Source organism: Oceanidesulfovibrio marinus (assembly GCF_013085545.1).
Lineage (GTDB): Bacteria > Desulfobacterota > Desulfovibrionia > Desulfovibrionales > Desulfovibrionaceae > Oceanidesulfovibrio > Oceanidesulfovibrio marinus.
Map to the genome: position 1 here is coordinate 3127754 of NZ_CP039543.1, position 20556 is coordinate 3148309.

Here is a 20556-nt window from a genome sequence, read left to right on the forward strand (position 1 = left end):
TCCTATCCAGCACTTGTCAAGCGCTCAAAAATTTTTTTCTCGCTTTTCAGCCCATTTTTTTCGCCGGGGGTTGACGCCTCCCGGTCGGGTCATAGTCTTTGTACCATCGACGCACGCCGGTTGCATCCATTTCCTGAACCGGCCTACCGCTTCAAGGAGTTTAATTCATGAGCGATAAACGCATTTGTCCCCACTGCAACACCGAGCTGGAATCCTGGATGGGTCCGCCCGAGACCATGTGGGGCGAGATATTCGTATGCAACAACGACGACTGCAGCTTCTTCCTCTCTTCCAACGAGAGCCTCTGCGACCAGGGCGCCAAGGAGTCCATGGCCGTCCGCTATGCCGTCGATCCCATGAATGGCGACAAGCCCTTTAATCTTTTGTCATGGATGCCCCCCGCTGTTCGCGAGAAGGCGCGGAAGTTCATGGAATCTCAAGGCTGTAAATCCTAGATACGCCCGCGACATCACGTATGAGGCGGATACATTTCGATGTACCCGCCTTTTTTGGGGCTTGTCTTCCGCCCGGGGCTGGGGTAATCACCTCCATCCTATCGCAGTAACCCTGCCCCATTACGGGCGATTTTTACCAACCAATCTCGCGGTGTTTATCCGCGAACCTACTCAAACCACACCATATTACGGAGAGGATTCATGCATCGAGCCATGCATCGCGCTCTCGCTATCGCAATCGTTTTCACTCTGCTCTGCCCTGCGCTGGTCTCTGCTTCCAAAACCAAACTGCCCGAACCCGGCTTCACCCAGGTCGGCATCGCGTCCTGGTACGGCGGCTTCTTTCAGGGCCGTCCCACCGCCAGCGGCGAGCGCTTCGATACGCACGCACTCACCGCCGCGCACAAGACCCTGCCCCTGGGCACTCTCGTCCGCGTGGAAAACCTTCAGAACGGATACTCGGTGGAGGTCCGCATCAACGATCGCGGCCCGTACGTCGGCAAGCGCATCATCGACCTGTCCAAGGCGGCGGCCAAGCAGCTCGGCATGTACAACGCCGGCACGGCCAAGGTGCGCGTCACCGTGCTCGACCGAACGGCCGAGGACGGCGAACCGCCGACGATCCGCTTCATGTAGCCATCGTCAACGCAACGAGAGCAGGCCCGGGCCTGCTCTTTTTTTGTCCGAATGATGGGGGAAATGGCCGGCGGGGTTCAGCCGCGGCCGCAGACCAGAAACGAGCCCATGCCCTTGGCCGCCAGGGAGCCGTCTTCCTTGTTCAGCTCGGCCTCCACGGTGACCACCCGGCCGCCGCGCTTGACCACGCGCGCCCGCGCCGTGACGCGCTCGCCTTCTTTGACCGGAGCCAGGAAGCGCACGGACAGTTCCACCGTCACGGTGCTCTGGCCATTGCCCAGCCCGGCCATGACCACGTGGGCCATGGCCTCGTCCAGCAGCGTGGCCGACAGCCCGCCGGGCATGACGCCCGCGCCCTGCAGAAACTCGGCCTGCACCACGAGCCCCAGCACGCACTCCTCCGGGTCTATGGCCACCACCTCCACGCCGAGGAAGGTGAACAGCCGGTTCACCTCGCGGTCGCCGCTCTGCAGCGCCTCCAGATATTCCTTGCTCATGGCTAGACGTCCTTGACCGCCGGTCCCTGGTTGCGGATGAGGTGCTGCCGTTCCAGGCTCGACTCGCTCTGCGACCGCAGACCGGGCCACGGCGAGCCCTTGAGTGTCTTGTACATCTTCAGCGCCTCGGGGAAGTCCTGGTTGATGGAGAGCGCTACGGCGAGCTTGTCCAGGGCGTTTTCCACATCGTCCATGAAAAAGTACGCCTTGGCCAGGTTGAAGTGGATGTTCTCGTCGTGGGGAGTGAGTTCCAACGCCTGCTTGTAGGCCCGAATCGCCGCCGTATGGTCTCCGGTCTTGCGCAGCCGCACGCCCAGGGAGTTGAAGGGGTTGGCCGCGCGGTTGTCCATCTTGAGGATGTCGATGAACACTTCCTTGACCTTTTCCATACGGTCGTGGGCGGCGTAGAGGTCGGCGGCCTTCTTCAGGAAGAACTGGCACTGCTCCAGGTCGCCCTTGCGCTTGTGCGCCTCGGAGAGCCCCTCATACGCCTCGGCGAACATACCGTTGATGGTGAGGGCCTTCTGGAAGGCGACGATGGCTTTGCCGAACTTGTCCTTGGAAAGATAGGTGCAGCCCAGGTCGTAGAACTTCTGGGCCTCCTCCTGCTGGGAGAGAACCTCCTCGAACTCCTCGATGGCTTCGTCGTAGTCCCCGGTCTCCATCATCAGCCTGGCGTCATTGAGCTGCCGCGCCTCGATCTCGTTGTAGCGGATGAGCTGCAGGGCGGTGCTGATGTGTCGCTCGAAGGTCTCGTCCGAGTAGGGACGCAGGATGTAGCCGGAGCAGCCGGCCGCCACCGCGTCGAGCACGGCGTGGCGGTCGTTCTCCTGGGTGACCATGACCACCGGGATCTTCTTGAGGTTCTTGTCCGCCTTGAGGGAACGCAGAAAGGCGTAGGGGTCGATGTCCTCGACCTCGGTATCGCAGAGCACGAGGTCGCATGGGTTCTTGGCGAGGTGCTTGTACGCCTCGGACCCGGACGCGGCAACCACGTCCACCTCCAGGGGAAAACGCTTGAGCGCCTGGCGGTCGCGCTCCACGTGGGAGCGGTCCCGGGAGACGATGACCACCCGTTTTGTCGGCCTGTTGACGGCTCGTTTGGAGGTATTGGCAGTTAAGCCGCTCATAGTGTGTGCATTCCCCCGGGCCCGGACGCGCCGCGGCCATGGCGCCTGTATACGCGCCGGCGCAGGTTTTTGTAAAACTAGCCCAGCTTGAGCCCCATGCCCGGCCGCATGCGCTGGCCGGTCAGCGATGTCTCGTAACCGCCCTGGGCCTCGATGGCGGCCTTGATCTCCGGCTTGGTGATCATCTCCAGCAGCGCCTGCACGCGCAGGTCGCTGAGGTCCAACTCCGGTATGATGAGGTCGTACCGCTCCCGCGCCAGGGGCACGAAGTCCAGCCCCAGCGCCTTTGCCGCAGCCATGATGCCCAGGCCGCAATCGGCCTCGCCCGTGGCCACGTTCAGCGCCACCGCGGTATGGGTCACCTCCTCCTTGCCGTAGCCGTTCACCGTAGCCGCCTCGATATTGGCCTTGGCCAGCTCGTAGTCCAGAAGGATGCGCGTTCCCGCGCCGCGCTGTCTGTTCACGAAGCGCACGTCGTCGCGCGCCAGATCGTTCACGCCCTGGATGCCCAAGGGGTTGCCGGGCGCGACCATGAGGCCCTGGTGGCGGATGGCGAGGTTGTAGACCGTGCACTCCAGCTCCGGGGCGTAGCGCGCGAGGAACGGGAAGTTGAAGTCTCCGCTCTCCGGGTCCAGCAGATGGCAGCCGGCCAGGTGGGCGTTGCCCGCCTTGAGCGCCTGCAGACCGCCCAGGCTGCCCACATGGCTGGAGGCCAGGCGCACGCCCGCCTCTCCGCCCATGAGCGCATCGGCCAGAAGATCGAGAGTGGCGTCGTGGCTGCCGATGACAAGGAGGATGCGGTCCAGCATGCTGCGCGTAACCAGCAGCTCGGCCGTCACCAGCTCCCCGGCCTCCACGCCTTCGCTGTCCATGGGGATGCGCGTTACGGCCTGCGCCTTGGACAGCGAGGTGATGTTGCCGGCGCCGCGAGACAGGGGCATGCCCACATATCGACCGCCCACCCGGCCCACGCTGAGGCGCAGATACTCCACAAGGCCGGGCTTGGACGGCGAGCGCCTGGCCAGCGTGACCGGCACCTCCGGCCTGATCGTGCGTTCCATCCGCCCGATGTCCATCAGCAGGGGCAAAATGATCTCTTCCATGACCACGGCTGCGCTGACCGGATAGCCCGGTGCGCCGGCGAGCAGCGCTCCCGGCCTGGGGGATTTCTCATCCGCCACGCCCAGCAGGGCCGGCTTGCCCGGCATGGCCGAGACGCCGTGGACCAGCACGGTGCCCAGCGAATCGAAGACGCTGCGGGTGTAATCCTTGGTTCCGGCAGAGGAGCCCGCGCAGATGATGACCGCATGGCTGCCCTGCTCCAACCCCTTGGCCGCCTCCGCGCGAATGGCCTCCGGATCGTCCTTGACCGGTACGGCGCGCCGCACCGCACAGCCAGCCTGCTCGGCCAGCGCGGACAGCACATAGGAGTTGGACTCCACCACCTGGCCGGGACCGGGCCTGGGCCGCGAGGCAGCTTCCAGGACCTCGTCGCCCGTGGGTACGATGTACACGGACGGACGCTCCCAGACCTCCACCTCCCAGACGCCGGCTGCCAGCAAGGCCCCCACGTCGTACGGCGTAATGCGGTGATTGTGTGGCAGCAGCATGTCCGTGGCGATGATGTCCTCGCCCATGCGGCGTACGTGCTGCCAGGGGTAGGCCGGAGTCTCGATGTGCGCGTTGCCCTCGTCGTCGAAGCGCACGTGCTCCACCATGATCACGGCGTCGGTGCGCAGAGGTTCGCGCGGCAGGGCGTGGCCCGTGTTCACGGGCACGAAGTCCTGCCCTTTGACCAGGGTGAGGGGTCTGCCTTCCCGGGCGCTGAACGTGGAGCGGGCCACAACGGCGATGCCGTCCATGGCCGCGCAATGGACATTGGGCGACGAGAGGACGGCGGTGACGGGCGCCGCGGTGACGCGTCCGGCGGCATGGCGGCTGTCGATGGTTTCGGACTTGAGGAGGGCTTCTTTGTCGAGGGCGGCGGCGACCTTCGCCACCGCCTCTTCGACAGGAATCGTTTCCAGGTAGATGCCGGCTCTATCCCTGGCGGCCATTGTGCGCTCCCGTTACTTGGCGTAGCCCACGGCGCGGCGTTCGCGAATGACCGTGACGCGGATCTGGCCCGGATATGTGAGGTTTTCTTCGATGGACTTGGAGATGTCCTTGCAGAGCATGTAAGTGTTGTCGTCGTCCACGGCCTCCGAGTCGACCATGACGCGGATCTCGCGACCGGCCTGGATGGCGTAGGCCTTGGAGACGCCGTCGAAGTTCGTGGCGATGTTCTCCAGGTCCTCCAGCCGCTTGACGTAGTTCTCCAGGAGCTCCTTGCGCGCGCCGGGGCGGGCTCCGGACAGGGAGTCCGCGGCCTGGACAAGCACGGCCATGGCCGTCTGGGGCGGGACGTCCTCGTGGTGCGCGGCAATGGCGTGGATGATGTCCTTGGACTCGTTGTACTTCTTGGCCAGGTCGGCGCCTATGGTGGCGTGGGGACCTTCCACCTCGTGGTCCACGGCCTTGCCGATGTCGTGGAGCAGTCCGGCGCGCTTGGCGCGCTTGACGTCCATCTTCAGCTCGGCGGCCATGACGCCGCAGAGGGAGGCGACCTCCAGCGAGTGCTGGAGCACGTTCTGCGAGAAGCTGGTGCGGTACTGGAGCTGTCCCAGCAGCCGGATGATGTCCGGATGGATGCCGTGGACGCCCACGTCGAAGGTGGCCTGCTCGCCGATCTCGCGCAGCTTGACGTCCATCTCCTGCTCCACCTTGCGGACAACGTCTTCGATACGCGCCGGGTGGATGCGGCCGTCGGAGATGAGGCGCTCCAGGGCGAGCTTGGCGACCTGCCGCCGGAGCGGGCTGAAGGCTGAGAGGATGACGGTCTCGGGCGTGTCGTCGATGATCAGATCCACGCCGGTGGCGGCTTCCAGGGCGCGGATGTTGCGGCCCTCGCGGCCGATGATGCGGCCCTTCATGTCTTCGCTGGGCAGGGCGACCGTGGTCACGGTCTGCTCGGCCACGAAGTCGCCGGAGTAGCGCTGCAGCGCGGTGGCCATGACTTCCTGGGACTTGCGCAGGGCCAGCTCCTTGGCCTCGGTCTCGATCTGCCGGACCATCATGGCGGCCTCGTGGCGGCTGCGCGACTCCACGTCGTCCATAAGCCGCCTGCGCGCCTCTTCCTGCGTCAGGCCGGAGATCTCCTGCAACCGCTTGGTCTGCTCCTCGGCCAGCTTGCCGATCTCCTCGTCCCGCTCTTCAAGCTTGCGCTCTTTCTTGGTCAGGCTCTTTTCCAGAGAGAGGACCTCGCCCTCCTTCTGGGTGACCTTTTCCGAGCGGTCTTCGAGGCGCTCCTCTTTTTCGAGCATCTTGTTCTCGCGCTTCTTGATCTCCCGCTCACGCTCCTTGAGCTCGTCTTCCATTTCCTTTTTCTGGGCGAGTATCTCGTCGTGGGCCTGAAGCTTGACCTCTTTCTTGTGGGCCACAGCTTCCTTGCGCGCCTCTTCGATTATGCGTTTGGCAAGCTCACGGGCATCCTCCAGCCGCTTTGTGGCGAGCAGCCTGTGGAGAGCGTAGCCCCCTGCCGCGCCCACGATGATGCCCAATGCGATGAGTAAAATGCTGATGATGGATTCCATGCCTCGAGCCTCCTGTATGGTGACGGCCCCGGTTGGACCGGAACCGATGAACGGATGCGGACCCGCCGCAACGGATGCGCATGATCTTCAGTCGTCTGGGCTCGGGACTCGGAGGAGGACGGCGTTACACGCCGCCTTGCGGAGATGACCAGCAGCGCCTCGCTTTTGGCGGGGCGTGTTGGCTCGAGGAAGGGTAAACCCGCCGTGCTCATGTGCGCCGGCGGCAGAAACAAAGGCCCTTGATCAGGGTTTGACGTGTCCAATAATAAAGACACACGGGCACGTCGGTGCGGAGCGTTTCCCTGGTGGGCTCGCTCCTTCGCCCGGCGGCCAAGCTGTGTTGTCGTGCATTACTGATTCCATGTCGCGCACCCAGTTGAACGGGGCCTCACATTTTTAGGGCCGTGCATCCTATGCTTGTTCACGCATCGGTTCCTGTCACGGGACGCAGTTCCTGGTTTGCGCGTCGCGCGGCGCCGTTCTGGCGTTCCCCCCGTGCGGCCCTGCCGCGCCCTTCTTCCGGGCCTGCGGAGCATGCCTGTCGGCGTCGCCTCGGTCCCATTCGTAATGCAGCGGTTTCGCGTGTACCTGATGCGCCAGGTCCGGACTGTCGACGACTCACTCGTCTTGCCCGGTGCGACGCTGCTGCATCGCGTTTACGACCGTTCCGTGTACGAATACGTGCGGCCTTTTGTACGAGCTACCTATCGCGAAGAAGATTCACGCTGCCGTGAAAATATCCCCAGAGAGCCGTGTCGCCCGAGTTTTTGAACCATGCAAGCATGGTGGGCGCCTACCGCAGACCTTCAGGCTTCCCGCTTGTGAGCGGGTCTGCGCACCAGTCCGTGGGTCTGGCACCCTGTTTTTTGATCGTTGGCTCAAAAAACACACAGACGATCACGCACACCCCAGGGCTCTTCTTGATATAAGCTCGTCGTCTCTGTTGTCTACACCTCTTCGATCCTGGCCACCAGCTTACCGAGCCTTTCTTCCAGCTCGGCCTGCCTCCTGTTGGACAGCAGCAAGTCGTCTGCAAGTCCCAAGGCCAAAAAAATCAACAGGCGTTCTCTGCTAATCTGCCTTCCGTCGTCTAGCTTCTTGTACCGCGACTCAAGCAGGGCGACGGCTTCGTCAACCCGCTCTCTGTCCGCCTCTGCCATGAAAGATATGTTGAATCCGAGCAGAGTCAAATTATAGCGGTTCATTTCTGCCGTCATGACTCTTCGGGTTCCGATTCCGCCTTGAGCTTGTCGAGCAATGCGTCAATGCGGGAAAGGACAGCCTCCTTGGCGTCGCGTTCCTGTTGGAGCTCTTCGCGCAGGCGGCGCGCCTCTTCCTCGTGCGCACTGGTCCCTGTGGCGATTTCCTGCCGTAAACGGGCGTTTTCTTTGCGCAGCCCAGCGAGCGTTTCCAAAAGCTCGTTTATTTTGCTTTCTAATTGTTCCAGCAAATTCATTCTTCCAATCTACACGTGTTGGCTCAATATATCAAGATGTCTCGTCATCCGGCATAGTTCCGCGACCCGGCAAAACCGTCTGCCGGCAGCGCGCCACGGCCAGCGCATTCTCTGGAACATCGCGGGTTATGACCGATCCGGCCGCTACCAGAGCGTGTGCACCCACGGTAACCGGAGCCACCAGCGCCGTGTTGGAACCGATGAACGAGCCTTCCTCTATCGTCGTCAAATGCTTGTTTTTTCCATCATAATTGCAGGTAATTGTGCCGGCGCCGATATTTACCTTGGCGCCAATGGCGGCATCTCCCAGATAGGTCAGATGGCTGGCCTTGGCCCCCGGCCCCAGGGTCGCCTTCTTGACCTCCACGAAATTCCCCACCTTGGAGTGCTCTTCCAGCACGGCGCCGGGTCTGAGCCGCGCATACGGTCCCACGCTACAGCCAGGGCCCACGCTGGCGCTCTGAAGATGCGAAAAAGAGTGCACCGACGTGCCGGCATCCACTGTGGAATCTATGATCACGCAGTGTGACTCCACCCTGGCCCCGGAGCGAATGACGCTACGGCCGTAGATCTCGCACGGGCCGGTGATCTCCGCGCCGGGCTCCACCACGGCGTGCGGGCCAATGCGCACCGATTCCGGCCAGCGCACCAGCACGCCCGTATTCAACGCCTCCTGCGCCCTGCTCTCGGCCAGGCGGGCCTCTGCGCGGACCAGCTCGACCGGGCTGTTGATGCCCAGCATCCGGAGCACGTCGTAGTCCTCGGCCGTGCCGGCCACGGCGGCCAGAACGCCCTCCACACGCAGACCGGCATCCAGGCCATGGGCCACGAGATCGGTGATGTAGTACTCGCCGCTGGCGTTGTCGTCGGTCAGCTTGTCCAGCAGCGGCCCCACCCGGGTCATGTCCATCAGGTAGAGGCCGGCGTTGATCTCGCCGGTTGTCGGACCGTGCGTTTCAGGATCGAAATCCTTGGCCTCGATGATCGCATTGACCTTGCCGTTACTGCGGACCACCCGGCCGAAGGCGCCGGGATCGCGCAGGGAAACGGTCAGAAAGGCAAGATCGGCCTCCTCCCCATACTCCACGAACGCGGCGACGTCCTGCGCTGTGACCAGGGGGGTGTCACCATTGATGACCAGAAGCTTGCGGATGCCCGAAGCGGCGAGGGACTCCCAGGCGACCTGCAACGCATGGCCGGTGCCGAGCTGCTGCTCCTGATGGACGAAGCGGCAGGAGCGGCCTGCGCAGGCCCCACGCACCAAGTCGGCCTCGTGGCCGATGACCACGGTTATGTTCTCGCCAAAAAGCGGCTCCAGCGAATCCAGGACATAGCCCAGCACGGGCTCCCCCAGGAGCTCCATGAGCACCTTGGGCCTCTGAGAGTACATGCGCGTGCCCTTGCCGGCGGCCAGGACAACGGCGCCCCAGTGCTCGCCCAGGGGTCGTATGGGCGTCTGCAGATCCTTCATGTAATGCACCTCGCGTGCTGTATCGCGTTCATCAGGATGGGGACTGTGTACCGTTTCCACAACGCCGCAACAAGGGCGTGGAGAGCCGTTTTATCAGGCGGTTCTGCATACTAAATTTTTCCAAAGGGATACGCATAACCAGAAACGCCATACTACCTGAACAAACATGACGATCGGCCAAGGCGGACGCCGTGGCCTCAGGGTAAAGCCATTGTCCATACGGCATGAAAAAAGGCAGGCCACAGTAACTGCGGCCTGCCTTGTGCGTCAGTCGTATGCGCGACGTCTTAGGAAACGCCGGCCGCCTTCATCCGCGAGAGGGCGCGCTGGAGCGCGACCTGTGCGCGTGCGTAGGCGATCTGGTCTGCGGCTTTGGCAAGGCGCGCCTCGGCGCGCTCCTTGGCCTTGCGGGCGCGCTCGACATCGATGTCCTCCGCCTTCTCCGCGGCTTCCGCGAGGATGGTGATCTTGTTGGAGGAGACGTCGGCGAAACCACCGGCGACGAAGACGTACTTCGTCTTGCCGTCCTTCTTGTAGTAGAGGTTGCCGACGCTGAGCGCGGACAGGAAGGGGATGTGGTTCGGCAAAACGCCGAACTCGCCCAACTGGCCGGGAGCGCCGACATAATCCACCGACTCGCTCAGCACGAGCTTGTCAGGGGTGACTATTTCCAACTGCAGGGACTTTTCCATGGTGGTCTCCCCGTTCTATTAGCCCTCGGCCTGGCGCTTCTTGCCCTTCTCCACGGCCATGGAGATGTCTCCGACCATGTAGAAGTCGTTCTCCGCGAGTTCGTCGTGGACGCCCTCGAGGATCGCCTTGAAGCCCTTGATGGTGTCCTCGAGCTTGACGTAGACGCCGGGGGTGCCGGTGAACGTCTCAGCAACGTGGAAGGGCTGGGAGAGGAAGCGCTGGATGCGGCGGGCGCGGTGCACGATGAGCTTGTCTTCGTCAGAGAGCTCGTCCATACCCAGGATCGCGATGATGTCCTGGAGCTCCTTGTACTTCTGGAGAACCATCTGTACCTCGCGAGCGGTCTGGTAGTGCTCGGCGCCGAGGACGTTGGGGTCCAGAATACGGGAGGTGGAGTCGAGCGGATCCACCGCGGGGTAGATGCCGAGCTCGGCGATCTGACGGGACAGAACGAGGGTACCGTCCAAGTGCGAGAAGGTCGTGGCCGGCGCGGGGTCGGTAAGGTCATCCGCGGGGACGTACACGGCCTGGACCGAGGTGATGGAACCCTTGTTGGTGGAGGTGATGCGTTCCTGCAGGTCACCAAGGTCGGTGCCCAGGGTGGGCTGGTAACCAACCGCGGAAGGCATGCGGCCCAGAAGCGCGGACACCTCGGAACCCGCCTGCGTGAAGCGGAAGATGTTGTCAACGAAGAGCAGCACGTCCTGGCCTTCCTCGTCACGGAAGTACTCGGCGCAGGCCAGAGCGGTCAGGGCCACGCGAGCACGGGCTCCCGGAGGTTCGTTCATCTGGCCGTAGATAAGCGCGGCCTTTTCGAGAACGCCGGCGTCCTTCATCTCGTGGTAGAGGTCGTTGCCTTCGCGGGTGCGCTCACCCACGCCGGCGAACACGGAGATACCGCCGTGCTGCTTGGCGATGTTGTTGATCATCTCCATGAGGATAACCGTCTTGCCCACGCCGGCGCCGCCGAACAGGCCCATCTTGCCGCCCTTGGGGAAGGGGATGAGCAAGTCAACGACCTTGATGCCGGTTTCGAGCAGCTCAACCTTGGTGGACTGCTCGGTGAACTCGGGGGCGCTGCGGTGGATGGGCAGCATCTTGTCGGTGTCGATGGGGCCGAGCTCGTCCACGGGACGGCCCACGACGTTGATGATGCGGCCCAGAGAGGCCTTGCCGACCGGAGCCTGGATGGGATGACCCAGGTCCTTGGCTTCCATGCCGCGCACGAGGCCCTCGGTGGCGTCCATGGCGATGGTGCGGACCACGTTGTCGCCGAGGTGCTGCGCTACCTCGCAGATGAGGTCTGGAGCGTCCTGGTTGTTGGGGTTGTTGATCTCAAGAGCGGAGAGGATGTTGGGCAGCTTCCCCGGCTCGAATTCGACGTCCACGACGGCGCCGATGACCTGAACAATCTTACCGATGTTCTCACTCATGGCTATTGGCTCCTTCCCTTATCCTTTGAGCGCCTCGGCTCCGCCGACGATATCCATCAGTTCCTTGGTAATCGTCGCCTGGCGTGTCTTGTTGTATACGAGGGTCAAGTTTCCAACCATATCATCGCAAGCCTTGGTAGCGTTATCCATGGCTGCCATACGTGCTGCGTGCTCGGACGCGGAGGTGTCGAGCATGCCGCGATAGACCATGACCTTGATGAACCGGGGCAGCAGTTCTGCGAGCAGGCCCTTGACGTCCGGCTCGTAGATGTACTCGGTGGTGCTTCCCGGAGCCGCCTCGCCTTCCTCGGCGCCTGCTTCCGCAGGCTGGATGGGAAGGATGGGCAGGATGTTGGGCTGCTGCCTGGCCATGGAGATGAACTCGCCGAAGATCATGATGACTTCGTCCAGCTCGCCGCTCAGGTAGGCCTCGATGACCTCCGTCGCGACAGTGTTGGCGAAGCTGAAGTCGAACGAGGTCATCTGATCGGCATACTCGGCCGCGCACTTGAAATCCGTCTTGCGGATGCGGTCGCGCGCTCTCTTGCCGACTGCGTAGAACACAACCTCTTTGCCTTCGGCCTTCTTTTCCTCGGCAAGGCGCAGGGCTGTCTTGTTCTGGTTTGCGTTGAAGCTGCCGCACAGACCGCGATCAGAGGTCATGACAATAATGCCGACCGTCTTGATCTCGTCACGCTTGGCGAGCAGGGGGTGGGCGGTCTCGTCCACCTTGGAAGCCATATCGCCGAGCATCTCGTAGAACTTTTCCGCGTAGGGGCGGAAGCGCTCGATGCTCTGCTGCGCCTTGCGCAGCTTGGCGGAGGCCACCATGTTCATGGCCTTCGTTATCTGCTTGGTCTTTTTGACCGCAGATATCTTGTTCTGGATGTCCCTTAAGGATGCCATCGATAATCCCCCTTAGGCGGAAAAGCCTTTCTGGAACTCTTCGATCGCGGCCTTCAGTCGGGTTTCCAGGTCCTCGTCAATGGCCTGCTTCTCGCGGATGCCCGTCAGGATGTCGGCCTTGGCGTTGCGCATGAAGTCGAGGAACTCGGCTTCGAACTTGCGGACGGCTTCCAGCGGAACCTCGTCCATGTAGCCGCGGGTACCAGCGTAGAGCGAGGCGACCTGCTCTTCAACCGACAGGGGCTGGTACTGGTCCTGTTTGAGCAGCTCGACCATGCGGGCGCCGCGGTTGAGCTTGGCCTGGGTGGCCTTGTCCAGGTCGGAACCGAACTGGGCGAATGCGGCGAGCTCGCGGTACTGGGCGAGGTCGAGGCGGAGGGTACCTGCAACCTGCTTCATGGCCTTGATCTGGGCCGCGCCGCCGACTCGGGAAACCGAGAGACCGACGTTGATGGCGGGGCGCACACCGGCGTTGAAGAGGTTGGGCTCCAGGTACACCTGACCGTCGGTGATGGAGATAACGTTGGTCGGGATGTAGGCGGACACGTCACCGGCCTGGGTCTCGATGATGGGCAGCGCGGTCATGGAGCCGGCGCCCTGGGAGTCGGCCAGCTTGGCCGCGCGCTCCAGCAGGCGGGAGTGGAGGTAGAAAACGTCGCCGGGGAAGGCCTCGCGTCCCGGAGGGCGGCGAAGCAGCAGAGACATCTGGCGGTAGGCGACAGCCTGCTTGGAAAGGTCATCGTAGATGATCAGCGCGTGCTTGCCGTTGTCGCGGTAGAACTCGGCCATGGTGGCGCCGGAGTACGGGGCGATGAACTGCAGCGGCGCAGGCTCGGAAGCGGTAGCCGAAATGATGGTGGTGTACTCCATGGCGCCTTCGCGGCGGAGGATGTCGGCCACGAGAGCGACGGAGGCTTTCTTCTGGCCCACCGCGATGTAGAAGCAGTGCACATCGGTGTTCTTCTGCGCCAGGATGGCGTCGAGGCCGATGGCGGTCTTGCCGACCTGACGGTCGCCGATGATCAGCTCGCGCTGACCGCGGCCGATGGGCGTCATGGCGTCGACAGCCTTGAGGCCCGTGTAGCAGGGCTCGTGAACCGACTTACGCTGGACGATGCCAGGGGCCTTGAGCTCCACCGGGCGGGTGTCGCTGGCTTCGATCGGGCCGAGACCGTCGATGGGCTGGCCGAGCGGGTTGATGACGCGACCCATGACCTCGTCGCCCACCGGCACGGAGAACACCTGGCCGGTACGCTTGACGGGATCGCCTTCCTTGATGCCGGTGTCTTCGCCGAGCAGGGCGACACCGACGTTGTCCTCTTCGAGGTTCAGAACCATGCCCATGACACCGCCGGGGAACTCGAGGAGCTCCATGGCCATCGCGTTCTGGACACCATAGACACGAGCGATGCCGTCACCGACGTACAGGACGGTACCGGTTTCGCTCATCTCCACCTTCTGCTCGTAGTTTTGGATCTGCTCCTCAATAATCTGGCTGATCTCTTCGGCTTTGATCTGCATGACCCTATTCACCCCTCTTGATGTTTTCCTTCAGCATCTCCAGCTGTGCCCGGATGCTCGCATCGAGGACGCGGTCCCCGACCTTGAGCACGACCCCGCCCAGAATCTCGGGATCGGTAGCGAACTCCAGGATGAGTTCCTTGCCGGCTTGCTTTTCAAGCGAAGCCTTGACCTCTTTCTGCTTGGCCGCGTCGAGCTTGACGGCGGTAAGCAGCTCACCACGGATGACGCCTTTCTCCGCGTCGAGGAGGTCGGCGTAGTGGGCTTCAATTTCCGGCAGCAGACCGAGGCGTTCCTTGTCGGCGAGGAGCTTCATGAAGTTGCTCGCCACAGGGGACACCTTGGCTTTGTCGAGGAGCTTGACCAGAACGGATTTTTTGTCCTCGACGCCGAAGAGCGGGTTCTTGAACACTCGCAGGAGCTCAGGGCTCTCCGTCACGGCTTGAGCAACGGCGGAGAGATCCGCGCCGTAACGCTCGAGCTCCTCGAGACCTTTCTGCTTACCCAAGGCGAACAGTGCCTGGGCATATCTGCGCGCGACGACGTTGCCGATCAATTGAGCACCACCTTTGTTAAGTATTTATCGATGAGCTTTTGATGCTCTTCCTTGGTCAGCCTTTCTTCGAGCACCTTCTGCGTCGCCTCTGCGACCATCTCGCCCAGCTGCTCGCGGATGGACTCCACAGCCATGCGCGACTCGGTCTCGGCAGTGGCCTTGGCCATGTCCTTGATCTGCTCCGCGGATTTCTCGGCGTGCTCGATAATGGAAGCCTTGAGCGCTTCGCCCTGGGCGCGATAGTCGTCCAGGATCTTCTTGCGCTCCTCTTCCATGTTCGCGATGCTTTTCTCGACGTCGCTCAGACGCTTGGCCGCGTCTTCCTTGCGCTTGTCGAGCTCAGAGAGTTCGTTTTCGATGTTGTAGCGGCGGGTCTTCAGAAAATCTTTGATCTTACCACCAGCAAAGTACCAGATGATGCCAGCGACGATGACGAAGTTTACGACACGGAGAATGAAGTTCGTCCAGTCGTAGTGGTGTCCGCCGGCTGCACCGCCGTGCCCCGTCTCTTCAGCCGCGATGGCGACACCCGCAAACGCGAGGACCGCAAGGGCTGTGACCGTAATCCGAATGATTCGCTTCAACGCACCCTCCTCCTTTATCCCAGAACCTTGTCAGCAGCCTTGGCGGCCATGGAGTCCACCTGGGACCGAAGCGTTTCGAGAGCAGCCTTGGCCTGGCTCTCTATCTCACTGCGAGCCTGACTCAGGTCGGCCTGAGCCGCACTCTGGGCTGCAGAGACGATCTTTTCCTGCTCGGCCTCACCCGCGTCCTTCATCTTGATGCGCTCGCTGGTGCCGGCCTTGCGCGCCTCGGCAAGCGCTTCTTCGTAATCTTCGAGTTTCCGCTCTGCCTGTTCGCTGAACTTTTCGATCTCGGAAGCCATGGCGTCCATCGACTGCTGGCGCTCCTGGATCTTCGCCCGGATAGGCTTAACCAGCAGGTAGTTCAGCACAAATAACGTGACCAGAAAGTTGATGAACTGCACGATGAATGTGACATCAAGATCGATCATGGCTCTCCCCTCGAACTTACGGCTGGCGGGTTATTGTGAATTTTTGATCAAAGTCACTGCGGCTTAACCAATTTACCCTTGAGTGTCAAAGGCATTTTTCATTCGCGAGACCTTCATAAACCAAGGCCCCGCGCCGTCTCCGGCACGGGGCCCCCGTGATGATTGAATCTTCTTGTCACGCTTTGCCCGCAGAATCGTTCGGTTCTTTGACGGGCTCCTGATCTGTCGGCTTTGTGGCAGTGCCCACGGCCTTCAGCTCGGTTTTCGATTTCGACTTCCCGGCCTCGCTTGTGCCCATGCTCACTTGCCCTTCCATCACGGCACCTTCCTCGATGACCAGGACCGGCGTGTTCAGGCTGCCCAGAAGGTTCGCCGTCTTGTGCAGCACCACCTTCTTGGTCGCCAGGATCTCGCCCTGGAAATGGCCGGAAAGAATGAGCTGGCCCACCCAGACCTTGCCCTGCACCTTGGCGTCCTTGCCCACGACCAGCGTGCCTTCGGATTGGATCTCGCCGGTAAAGGACCCGTCGACGCGAACGGATCCCTGGAAGTTCAGCTTGCCCTCATAAGCGGTGCCGCTGCCGAGAAAGGCATTGATCTCGTCTTTGGCCATTGGTTCTTGCTCCCTCGCGCCGCTTGAAGGGCGCCTGCGTGGTTTATTTCTTCGTGGTGTACGTTGTCTCACCCTTGAACTGCAGCGACCTGTTCTGGCGGTGGCGGAAAGTAAAGCGCCGCATGGAGACGTTCTGCACGAGTCCGATCAGACAGAAGTTCACCAGGGTGGTGCTGCCGCCGTAGCTCATGAACGGCAGGGGAATACCCACAACGGGCATAAGCCCCAGCACCATCCCCATATTGATGAGGATCTGCCAGAAAAAGTAAAAGAACACGCCAGCCGCCAGGAAGCTGCCGAATCGGTCGCGGGCGTCCCGGGCTGTCGAAAAAATACTCATCAGAAACAGGGCGAACAGGGCCAGCAATATGATGCAGCCCACGAACCCCCACTCCTCGCCGAACACGGCGACGGCGAAGTCCGTATGCTTCTCCGGCAAAAACCGCAGCTGGCTCTGCGTGCCCTGGAGAAATCCCTTGCCCCAGAGACGGCCCGAGCCGATAGCGATCTGCGACTGAATGATGTGGTAGCCGGCTCCCAGGGGATCGTTCGTGGGGTCCAGGAACGTCAGAATCCGCTGTTTCTGGTAATCGTGGAGAAAGAACCAACCCAACGGCAGCATCGCGGGCACGATTATCGCCAGCACCTTGAGCACCCGGCCTTTGAGGCCTCTGTACAGGATGATGCCCGCCAATAGCAAGAGCAGGTTCAGCGCCGAACCCAGGTCCGGCTGGATCACCACAAGGCCGGCCGGAATCATGACCACGAAGACCGTGAAGAGGAACTCCTTCCAGCCGAGCTTTTCCGGATTACGGGAAAGCAGCCGCGCGCCCAATATAAGGACCGAGATCTTGGCCACCTCGCTGGGCTGGAAGTTGAATGCACCAAAGTCCAGCCAGCGTTTGGCGCCGTAAATCTTGGTGCCGAACAGGGGCACCGCGGCGAGCAGCAGCAGCGTGACGATGAACAGCGGCCATGCCAGCGTGTAGAACTTGTTGTAGTCGAACAGCATGAACGCAATCATGCCGCCCAGGCCGACCAGACCCCAGATGAGCTGCTTTTCGAAGTACGGCGCCAGGGCGATGCCGTCCTCCAGCCGGATGGCGCTGGCCGAGTATAGGTTCACCGCGCCGACGGCGAACAGCGCGACGGTGAAGCCGAGCAGCGGCCAGTTGAGGTACTTGATAACCCGTCTGTCTATGGACATGTTCAGACGTCTCCGTCCCTAGTTGCCGGGTTTCGCCGCCTCGGCGTCCGGTTCGCCGAAGAGGTAGTTGTAAATTTCCCGCACAAGAGGACCTGCGGCCGAGCCGCCGTGACCGCCGTGCTCGATCATGCAGATGACCACGTAGCGCTTGTCGCCTTTCTGACCCCAGGAGGCAAGCCAGGCGTGGTCCCGGTGCATGTACGGCATGTCTTCCTTGTCGAGGCGCTCTGTGCCGATGCGGATGACCTGGGCTGTGCCTGTCTTGCCGCCGAGCACAGCGTCCGGCCGTTTGATGCGCCGGGCCGTGCCCTCTTCCACGGTCTTGACCATGGCCTCCAGAATGAGCTGCCGCTGGGCCTCGTCCATGGGAACATCGCCTTGCACCAGCGGTGCCTCGTCGCGCAGCAGCGAGGGCTTGTACAGCTTGCCGCCGTTGAGCAGCGCGGCCACGAAACGCGCCACCTGCAGCGGCTGGACCAGGGTAAAGCCCTGGCCGATGGCGAGGTTGAGGGTCTCGCCGCCGTGCCACGGCTCGTTGAAGCGTTTGCGCTTCCACGCGCGGGTGGGCACCAGGCCGCCCTTCTCGTGGGGCAGGTCTATGCCGGTGGGCTTGCCGAAGCCGCAGGCAAAGGCGAACTTGCTGATGCGGTCCACGCCGAGCCGCTCGCCCAGCTGGTAGAAGTAGACGTCGCAGGAGTCCACCAGCGCTTCCATCAGGTTCTCGTTGCCGTGTCCCCAGCTTCTCCAGCACCGGAACACGCGTCGTCCCAGCCGGTAGGAGCCGCCACAGAAAAAAGTCTCGTTGGGGTCCACCATGTTTTCATGGAGGGCGCAGCCGGCCACCAGCAGCTTCCACACCGAGCCAGGCGGATAGACCGACTGGATGACGCGGTTCTGCAACGGGTTGCGCGGGTGGGAGCGCAGCGCGTTCCATTGCGTCCTGGTCAGGCCCGCGGCAAAGGCGTTATTGTCGTACGTGGGCTGCGTGACCAGGGCGAGCACCTTGCCCGTGTCCGGGTCGAGCACCACGATGCCCCCGGCCTGCCCTTCCAGCAGCTTGGAAGCCTTTTCCTGCAGGCCCAGGTCGATGGACAGGGCTATGGACTCTCCGGCCCGGGGCTGCTCCACCATGAACTCCTTGAGCCGCCGGCCGGTGGCGTCCACCTCCACGCGCTTGAGCCCTTTCTCGCCGCGCAGCCTGTCCTCGATCATGTACTCAAGGCCCTGCTTGCCCACCATGTCGCCCATGGAGAGCTCCGGGCGCTCGCCCAACTCCTTCTCGTTGGCCTCTGCCACATAGCCCAGGATGTGCGCCAGCAACGGCCCCTGCAGGTACACCCGCCGGGGACGAATGACGATCTCCAGGCCGGGCCAGTAGATCTTGTTGGACTCGATGAGCGAGACGAGCTCGAAGTCCATATCGGGCACGAGGATCAGGCGGTCGAAAGGCTTGGTCTTGCGGCGGCCCTTGGCCATCCGCTCCTCCAGCTCCTCATAGGGGATGCTGGTCCACTCGCTGACCTGCCGCAGAGTGGCTTCCTCGTCCTCCACATCCTCGCGAACAATGGCCAGGGCATAGGCCGGCTGGTTGATGGCGAGCAGGTTGCCGGAGCGGTCGAGGATGCGGCCACGCGGTGCGTAGACCTCTTCCTCGCGCAGCTGATTCTGCCGCGCTTTTTCCTCGAAATCCGCGCCCTTGTGCACCTGGAGGTACCAGAATCGCAGGCCGAAGCAGAAGAACAGCACCAGCGTGAGGAACTGGAGCAGAATCAGACCGAGCTTGGGAGCCGGCTGACTGTCATGCGAATCAGACCGAATAGGCATTGTTCTCCGGCTTGGTCGGCCGCAGGGCAGCGGCGAGAGACCACATCAGCGGGAATGTAAGCGCCTGGTGCACGCATTCCCAGAAAACCACGTCCTCAAGGAAGGTGTACTCCTGCAGCGCCGTCAGCATGGAGATGAGCAGATACCGCCAGACGCCGAGGACCGCGCCGAGTATGACCATGAACATGATATTGCGCGCCTCGAAGAGCCAGCGGCCTGCAATGAACAGGACAATCGCCATGCCGTACCAGGCCAGCCCTGCACCGAAAGCGAGGCTGCCCGAGCCTTCCTGGATGAGCAGAAAGACGATGCCCAGGACGATGCTTTGGCGGTTCCGCTCCTCTTGCATGGATACGATAAGTCCGGGCACGAGCAAGTCCACGCCTGGAAAGACCGTTTGCCCCAGGAGCGCGATGACCGTAAAGCCGAACCACCACAGTATGTTACGGAATCCCATATTTTGTAATACGATTCGTTTACGAAGCTACTGAACTGCTCTGTCCGTGGACCCAGTCCCTGTTGCGCCGCTGCCGCCGGTGCTGTTGCCGCCCAGGGGCGCGGGTTCGCCGGGCGCCTTCTGCAGCTCGGGCGAAATCTCAGGCGGGGAGTCCTTGCTCAAAAGCTGGTCCACCAGGGCGTCCACGTCGAGCATGACATCGCGCGAGGCGTTGCCGGTAGGCGCTTCCGGAGCCTCGGACTCGTCCACCACCTCCAGGAGCAGAATCTCCTCCAGGGCGCGCGGGGCCACCAACGGCTCTGCCACCACCTTCTGGAACAGGGATATGTCGGAACGGCGGATGGACTGCACCCGAGCCACGGGGAGCCCTTTGGGGAACACGCCGGCAAAGCCGGACGTCACCAGGATTTCACCTTCGTAGAGCGGCGCGTTGAGCGGCACATAGGCCACGGCGAGGGGCTTGTTGGCGCCCTGGCCGATGACGATGCCCGAGGTGCGGCTCTGCTGGCCCAGCACGGCAATGCGGCTGTTGGGATCGGTGACCAGGAGAACCTGGCTGGTGAGCGGCGCGACCCGGAAAACCCGGCCCACCACGCCCGTGTCGGTCACGGCTGGCATGTCCTCCACCAGCTTGGAGTGGGAGCCCTTGTCCACCACCAGGGTTTCGAGGACTGCATAGGGACCGACGCGACGGCTGAGCACACGCGCGCCTTCCACCCGCCAGGCCGGCGGGGGATCGAACTGCAACAGCTTGCGCAGACGCCGCAGCTCGGCCGCTCCCTCACGATGGCGGGCGAGCTCCAGGTTTAGCCCGCGGACCTGCCCGCGGAGCTGCGTGTTCTCCTTCTGCACGTCCACGAGGTACACATAGCGATGCCACAGGTCCGAGACCGAGTCCCTGACCCAATCGGCAGGCTTGAGAATAAGCCCGACGAAAGTCAGGCCCGTCGTGGTGGAGAGTTTGTCCAGGTATCCCGTGCGCAGATTCCACGTGTACAGGGTCAGGTACAGGAACAGGACGACGAAGAGTGCAACAGCGAGTCGTCGGGGCACG

The 20556-nt window shown here is 62.5% G+C and carries 21 protein-coding genes and 1 other RNA gene; 2 read left to right on the forward strand and 20 right to left on the reverse strand.

Going from position 1 to position 20556, the window contains the following annotated elements; genetic code table 11:
* Positions 1-167 precede the first annotated feature (167 nt).
* Together E8L03_RS13790 and E8L03_RS21110 are read left to right on the forward strand one after the other, a co-directional pair.
* Positions 168-455, forward strand: a complete 288-nt coding sequence (locus E8L03_RS13790; RefSeq protein ID WP_144234287.1) for a hypothetical protein — start codon at positions 168-170, stop codon at positions 453-455.
* A gap of 201 nt (positions 456-656) precedes the next feature.
* The gene (locus E8L03_RS21110; RefSeq protein WP_280530777.1) at positions 657-1091 is read left to right on the forward strand and encodes a septal ring lytic transglycosylase RlpA family protein; all 435 of its coding nucleotides are present in this window, start codon (positions 657-659) and stop codon (positions 1089-1091) included.
* Positions 1092-1168: 77 nt separating this feature from the next.
* Here E8L03_RS21110 and E8L03_RS13800 read toward each other — a convergent pair whose 3' ends face one another.
* The 20 genes from E8L03_RS13800 to mreC all read right to left on the reverse strand — a co-directional run bounded on the left by E8L03_RS13800 (position 1169) and on the right by mreC (position 20555).
* A complete protein-coding gene (locus E8L03_RS13800) occupies positions 1169-1588 on the reverse strand; it encodes a PaaI family thioesterase (protein ID WP_171267661.1) in 420 nt (139 codons plus the stop codon).
* Between the two features lie 2 nt (positions 1589-1590).
* The gene (locus E8L03_RS13805; RefSeq protein WP_144234285.1) at positions 1591-2718 is read right to left on the reverse strand and encodes a tetratricopeptide repeat protein; all 1128 of its coding nucleotides are present in this window, start codon (positions 2716-2718) and stop codon (positions 1591-1593) included.
* Positions 2719-2795: 77 nt separating this feature from the next.
* Positions 2796-4775: a molybdopterin biosynthesis protein gene (locus E8L03_RS13810; protein ID WP_171267662.1), complete on the reverse strand. Its 1980-nt coding sequence runs from the start codon at positions 4773-4775 to the stop codon at positions 2796-2798.
* Positions 4776-4787: 12 nt separating this feature from the next.
* Positions 4788-6350, reverse strand: a complete 1563-nt coding sequence (gene rny, locus E8L03_RS13815) for a ribonuclease Y (protein WP_144234283.1) — start codon at positions 6348-6350, stop codon at positions 4788-4790.
* 735 nt (positions 6351-7085) lie between these two features.
* Positions 7086-7268, reverse strand: a non-coding RNA gene (ssrS, locus tag E8L03_RS13820) — 6S RNA.
* Between the two features lie 29 nt (positions 7269-7297).
* On the reverse strand, positions 7298-7567 hold the full coding sequence (gene zapA, locus E8L03_RS13825; protein WP_235896520.1) for a cell division protein ZapA: 270 nt from the start codon (positions 7565-7567) through the stop codon (positions 7298-7300).
* Entirely contained in the window at positions 7564-7806 is a 243-nt protein-coding gene (zapB, locus tag E8L03_RS13830; RefSeq protein ID WP_144234282.1) for a cell division protein ZapB, read from the reverse strand. The genes zapA and zapB overlap by 4 nt, the downstream gene beginning before the upstream one ends.
* 31 nt (positions 7807-7837) lie before the next feature.
* Positions 7838-9277 (reverse strand): bifunctional UDP-N-acetylglucosamine diphosphorylase/glucosamine-1-phosphate N-acetyltransferase GlmU, encoded by a 1440-nt coding sequence (gene glmU, locus E8L03_RS13835; RefSeq protein ID WP_171267663.1) that lies wholly within the window; start codon positions 9275-9277, stop codon positions 7838-7840.
* Positions 9278-9564: 287 nt separating this feature from the next.
* A complete protein-coding gene (locus tag E8L03_RS13840; protein WP_144234280.1) occupies positions 9565-9969 on the reverse strand; it encodes a F0F1 ATP synthase subunit epsilon in 405 nt (134 codons plus the stop codon).
* A gap of 18 nt (positions 9970-9987) precedes the next feature.
* Positions 9988-11403, reverse strand: coding sequence for a F0F1 ATP synthase subunit beta (gene atpD / locus E8L03_RS13845; RefSeq protein ID WP_144234279.1), 1416 nt, complete (start codon positions 11401-11403; stop codon positions 9988-9990).
* An 18-nt stretch (positions 11404-11421) separates the two neighbouring features.
* Entirely contained in the window at positions 11422-12309 is an 888-nt protein-coding gene (locus E8L03_RS13850; protein ID WP_144234278.1) for a F0F1 ATP synthase subunit gamma, read from the reverse strand.
* 12 nt (positions 12310-12321) lie between these two features.
* The gene (gene atpA, locus E8L03_RS13855; RefSeq protein ID WP_144234277.1) at positions 12322-13830 is read right to left on the reverse strand and encodes a F0F1 ATP synthase subunit alpha; all 1509 of its coding nucleotides are present in this window, start codon (positions 13828-13830) and stop codon (positions 12322-12324) included.
* 4 nt (positions 13831-13834) lie between these two features.
* Positions 13835-14386, reverse strand: coding sequence for a F0F1 ATP synthase subunit delta (locus E8L03_RS13860; RefSeq protein WP_171267664.1), 552 nt, complete (start codon positions 14384-14386; stop codon positions 13835-13837).
* Positions 14383-14970: a F0F1 ATP synthase subunit B gene (locus E8L03_RS13865; RefSeq protein ID WP_144234275.1), complete on the reverse strand. Its 588-nt coding sequence runs from the start codon at positions 14968-14970 to the stop codon at positions 14383-14385. Before E8L03_RS13865 ends, E8L03_RS13860 begins: the two co-directional genes overlap by 4 nt.
* Positions 14971-14984: 14 nt before the next feature.
* Entirely contained in the window at positions 14985-15401 is a 417-nt protein-coding gene (locus E8L03_RS13870) for a F0F1 ATP synthase subunit B (RefSeq protein ID WP_144234274.1), read from the reverse strand.
* A 175-nt stretch (positions 15402-15576) separates the two neighbouring features.
* Positions 15577-16014 carry a bactofilin family protein gene (locus tag E8L03_RS13875; RefSeq protein ID WP_144234273.1) on the reverse strand — a complete coding sequence of 146 codons (438 nt, stop codon included), beginning with the start codon at positions 16012-16014 and terminating at the stop codon, positions 15577-15579.
* Between the two features lie 43 nt (positions 16015-16057).
* A complete protein-coding gene (gene rodA, locus E8L03_RS13880; protein ID WP_144234272.1) occupies positions 16058-17221 on the reverse strand; it encodes a rod shape-determining protein RodA in 1164 nt (387 codons plus the stop codon).
* Positions 17222-17239: 18 nt separating this feature from the next.
* Positions 17240-19045 (reverse strand): penicillin-binding protein 2, encoded by a 1806-nt coding sequence (gene mrdA, locus E8L03_RS13885; RefSeq protein WP_144234271.1) that lies wholly within the window; start codon positions 19043-19045, stop codon positions 17240-17242.
* Positions 19029-19502 (reverse strand): hypothetical protein, encoded by a 474-nt coding sequence (locus E8L03_RS13890; RefSeq protein WP_144234270.1) that lies wholly within the window; start codon positions 19500-19502, stop codon positions 19029-19031. The genes mrdA and E8L03_RS13890 overlap by 17 nt, the downstream gene beginning before the upstream one ends.
* Before the next feature lie 27 nt (positions 19503-19529).
* Positions 19530-20555 (reverse strand): rod shape-determining protein MreC, encoded by a 1026-nt coding sequence (gene mreC / locus E8L03_RS13895; RefSeq protein ID WP_244963529.1) that lies wholly within the window; start codon positions 20553-20555, stop codon positions 19530-19532.
* Position 20556: the final 1 nt, after the last annotated feature.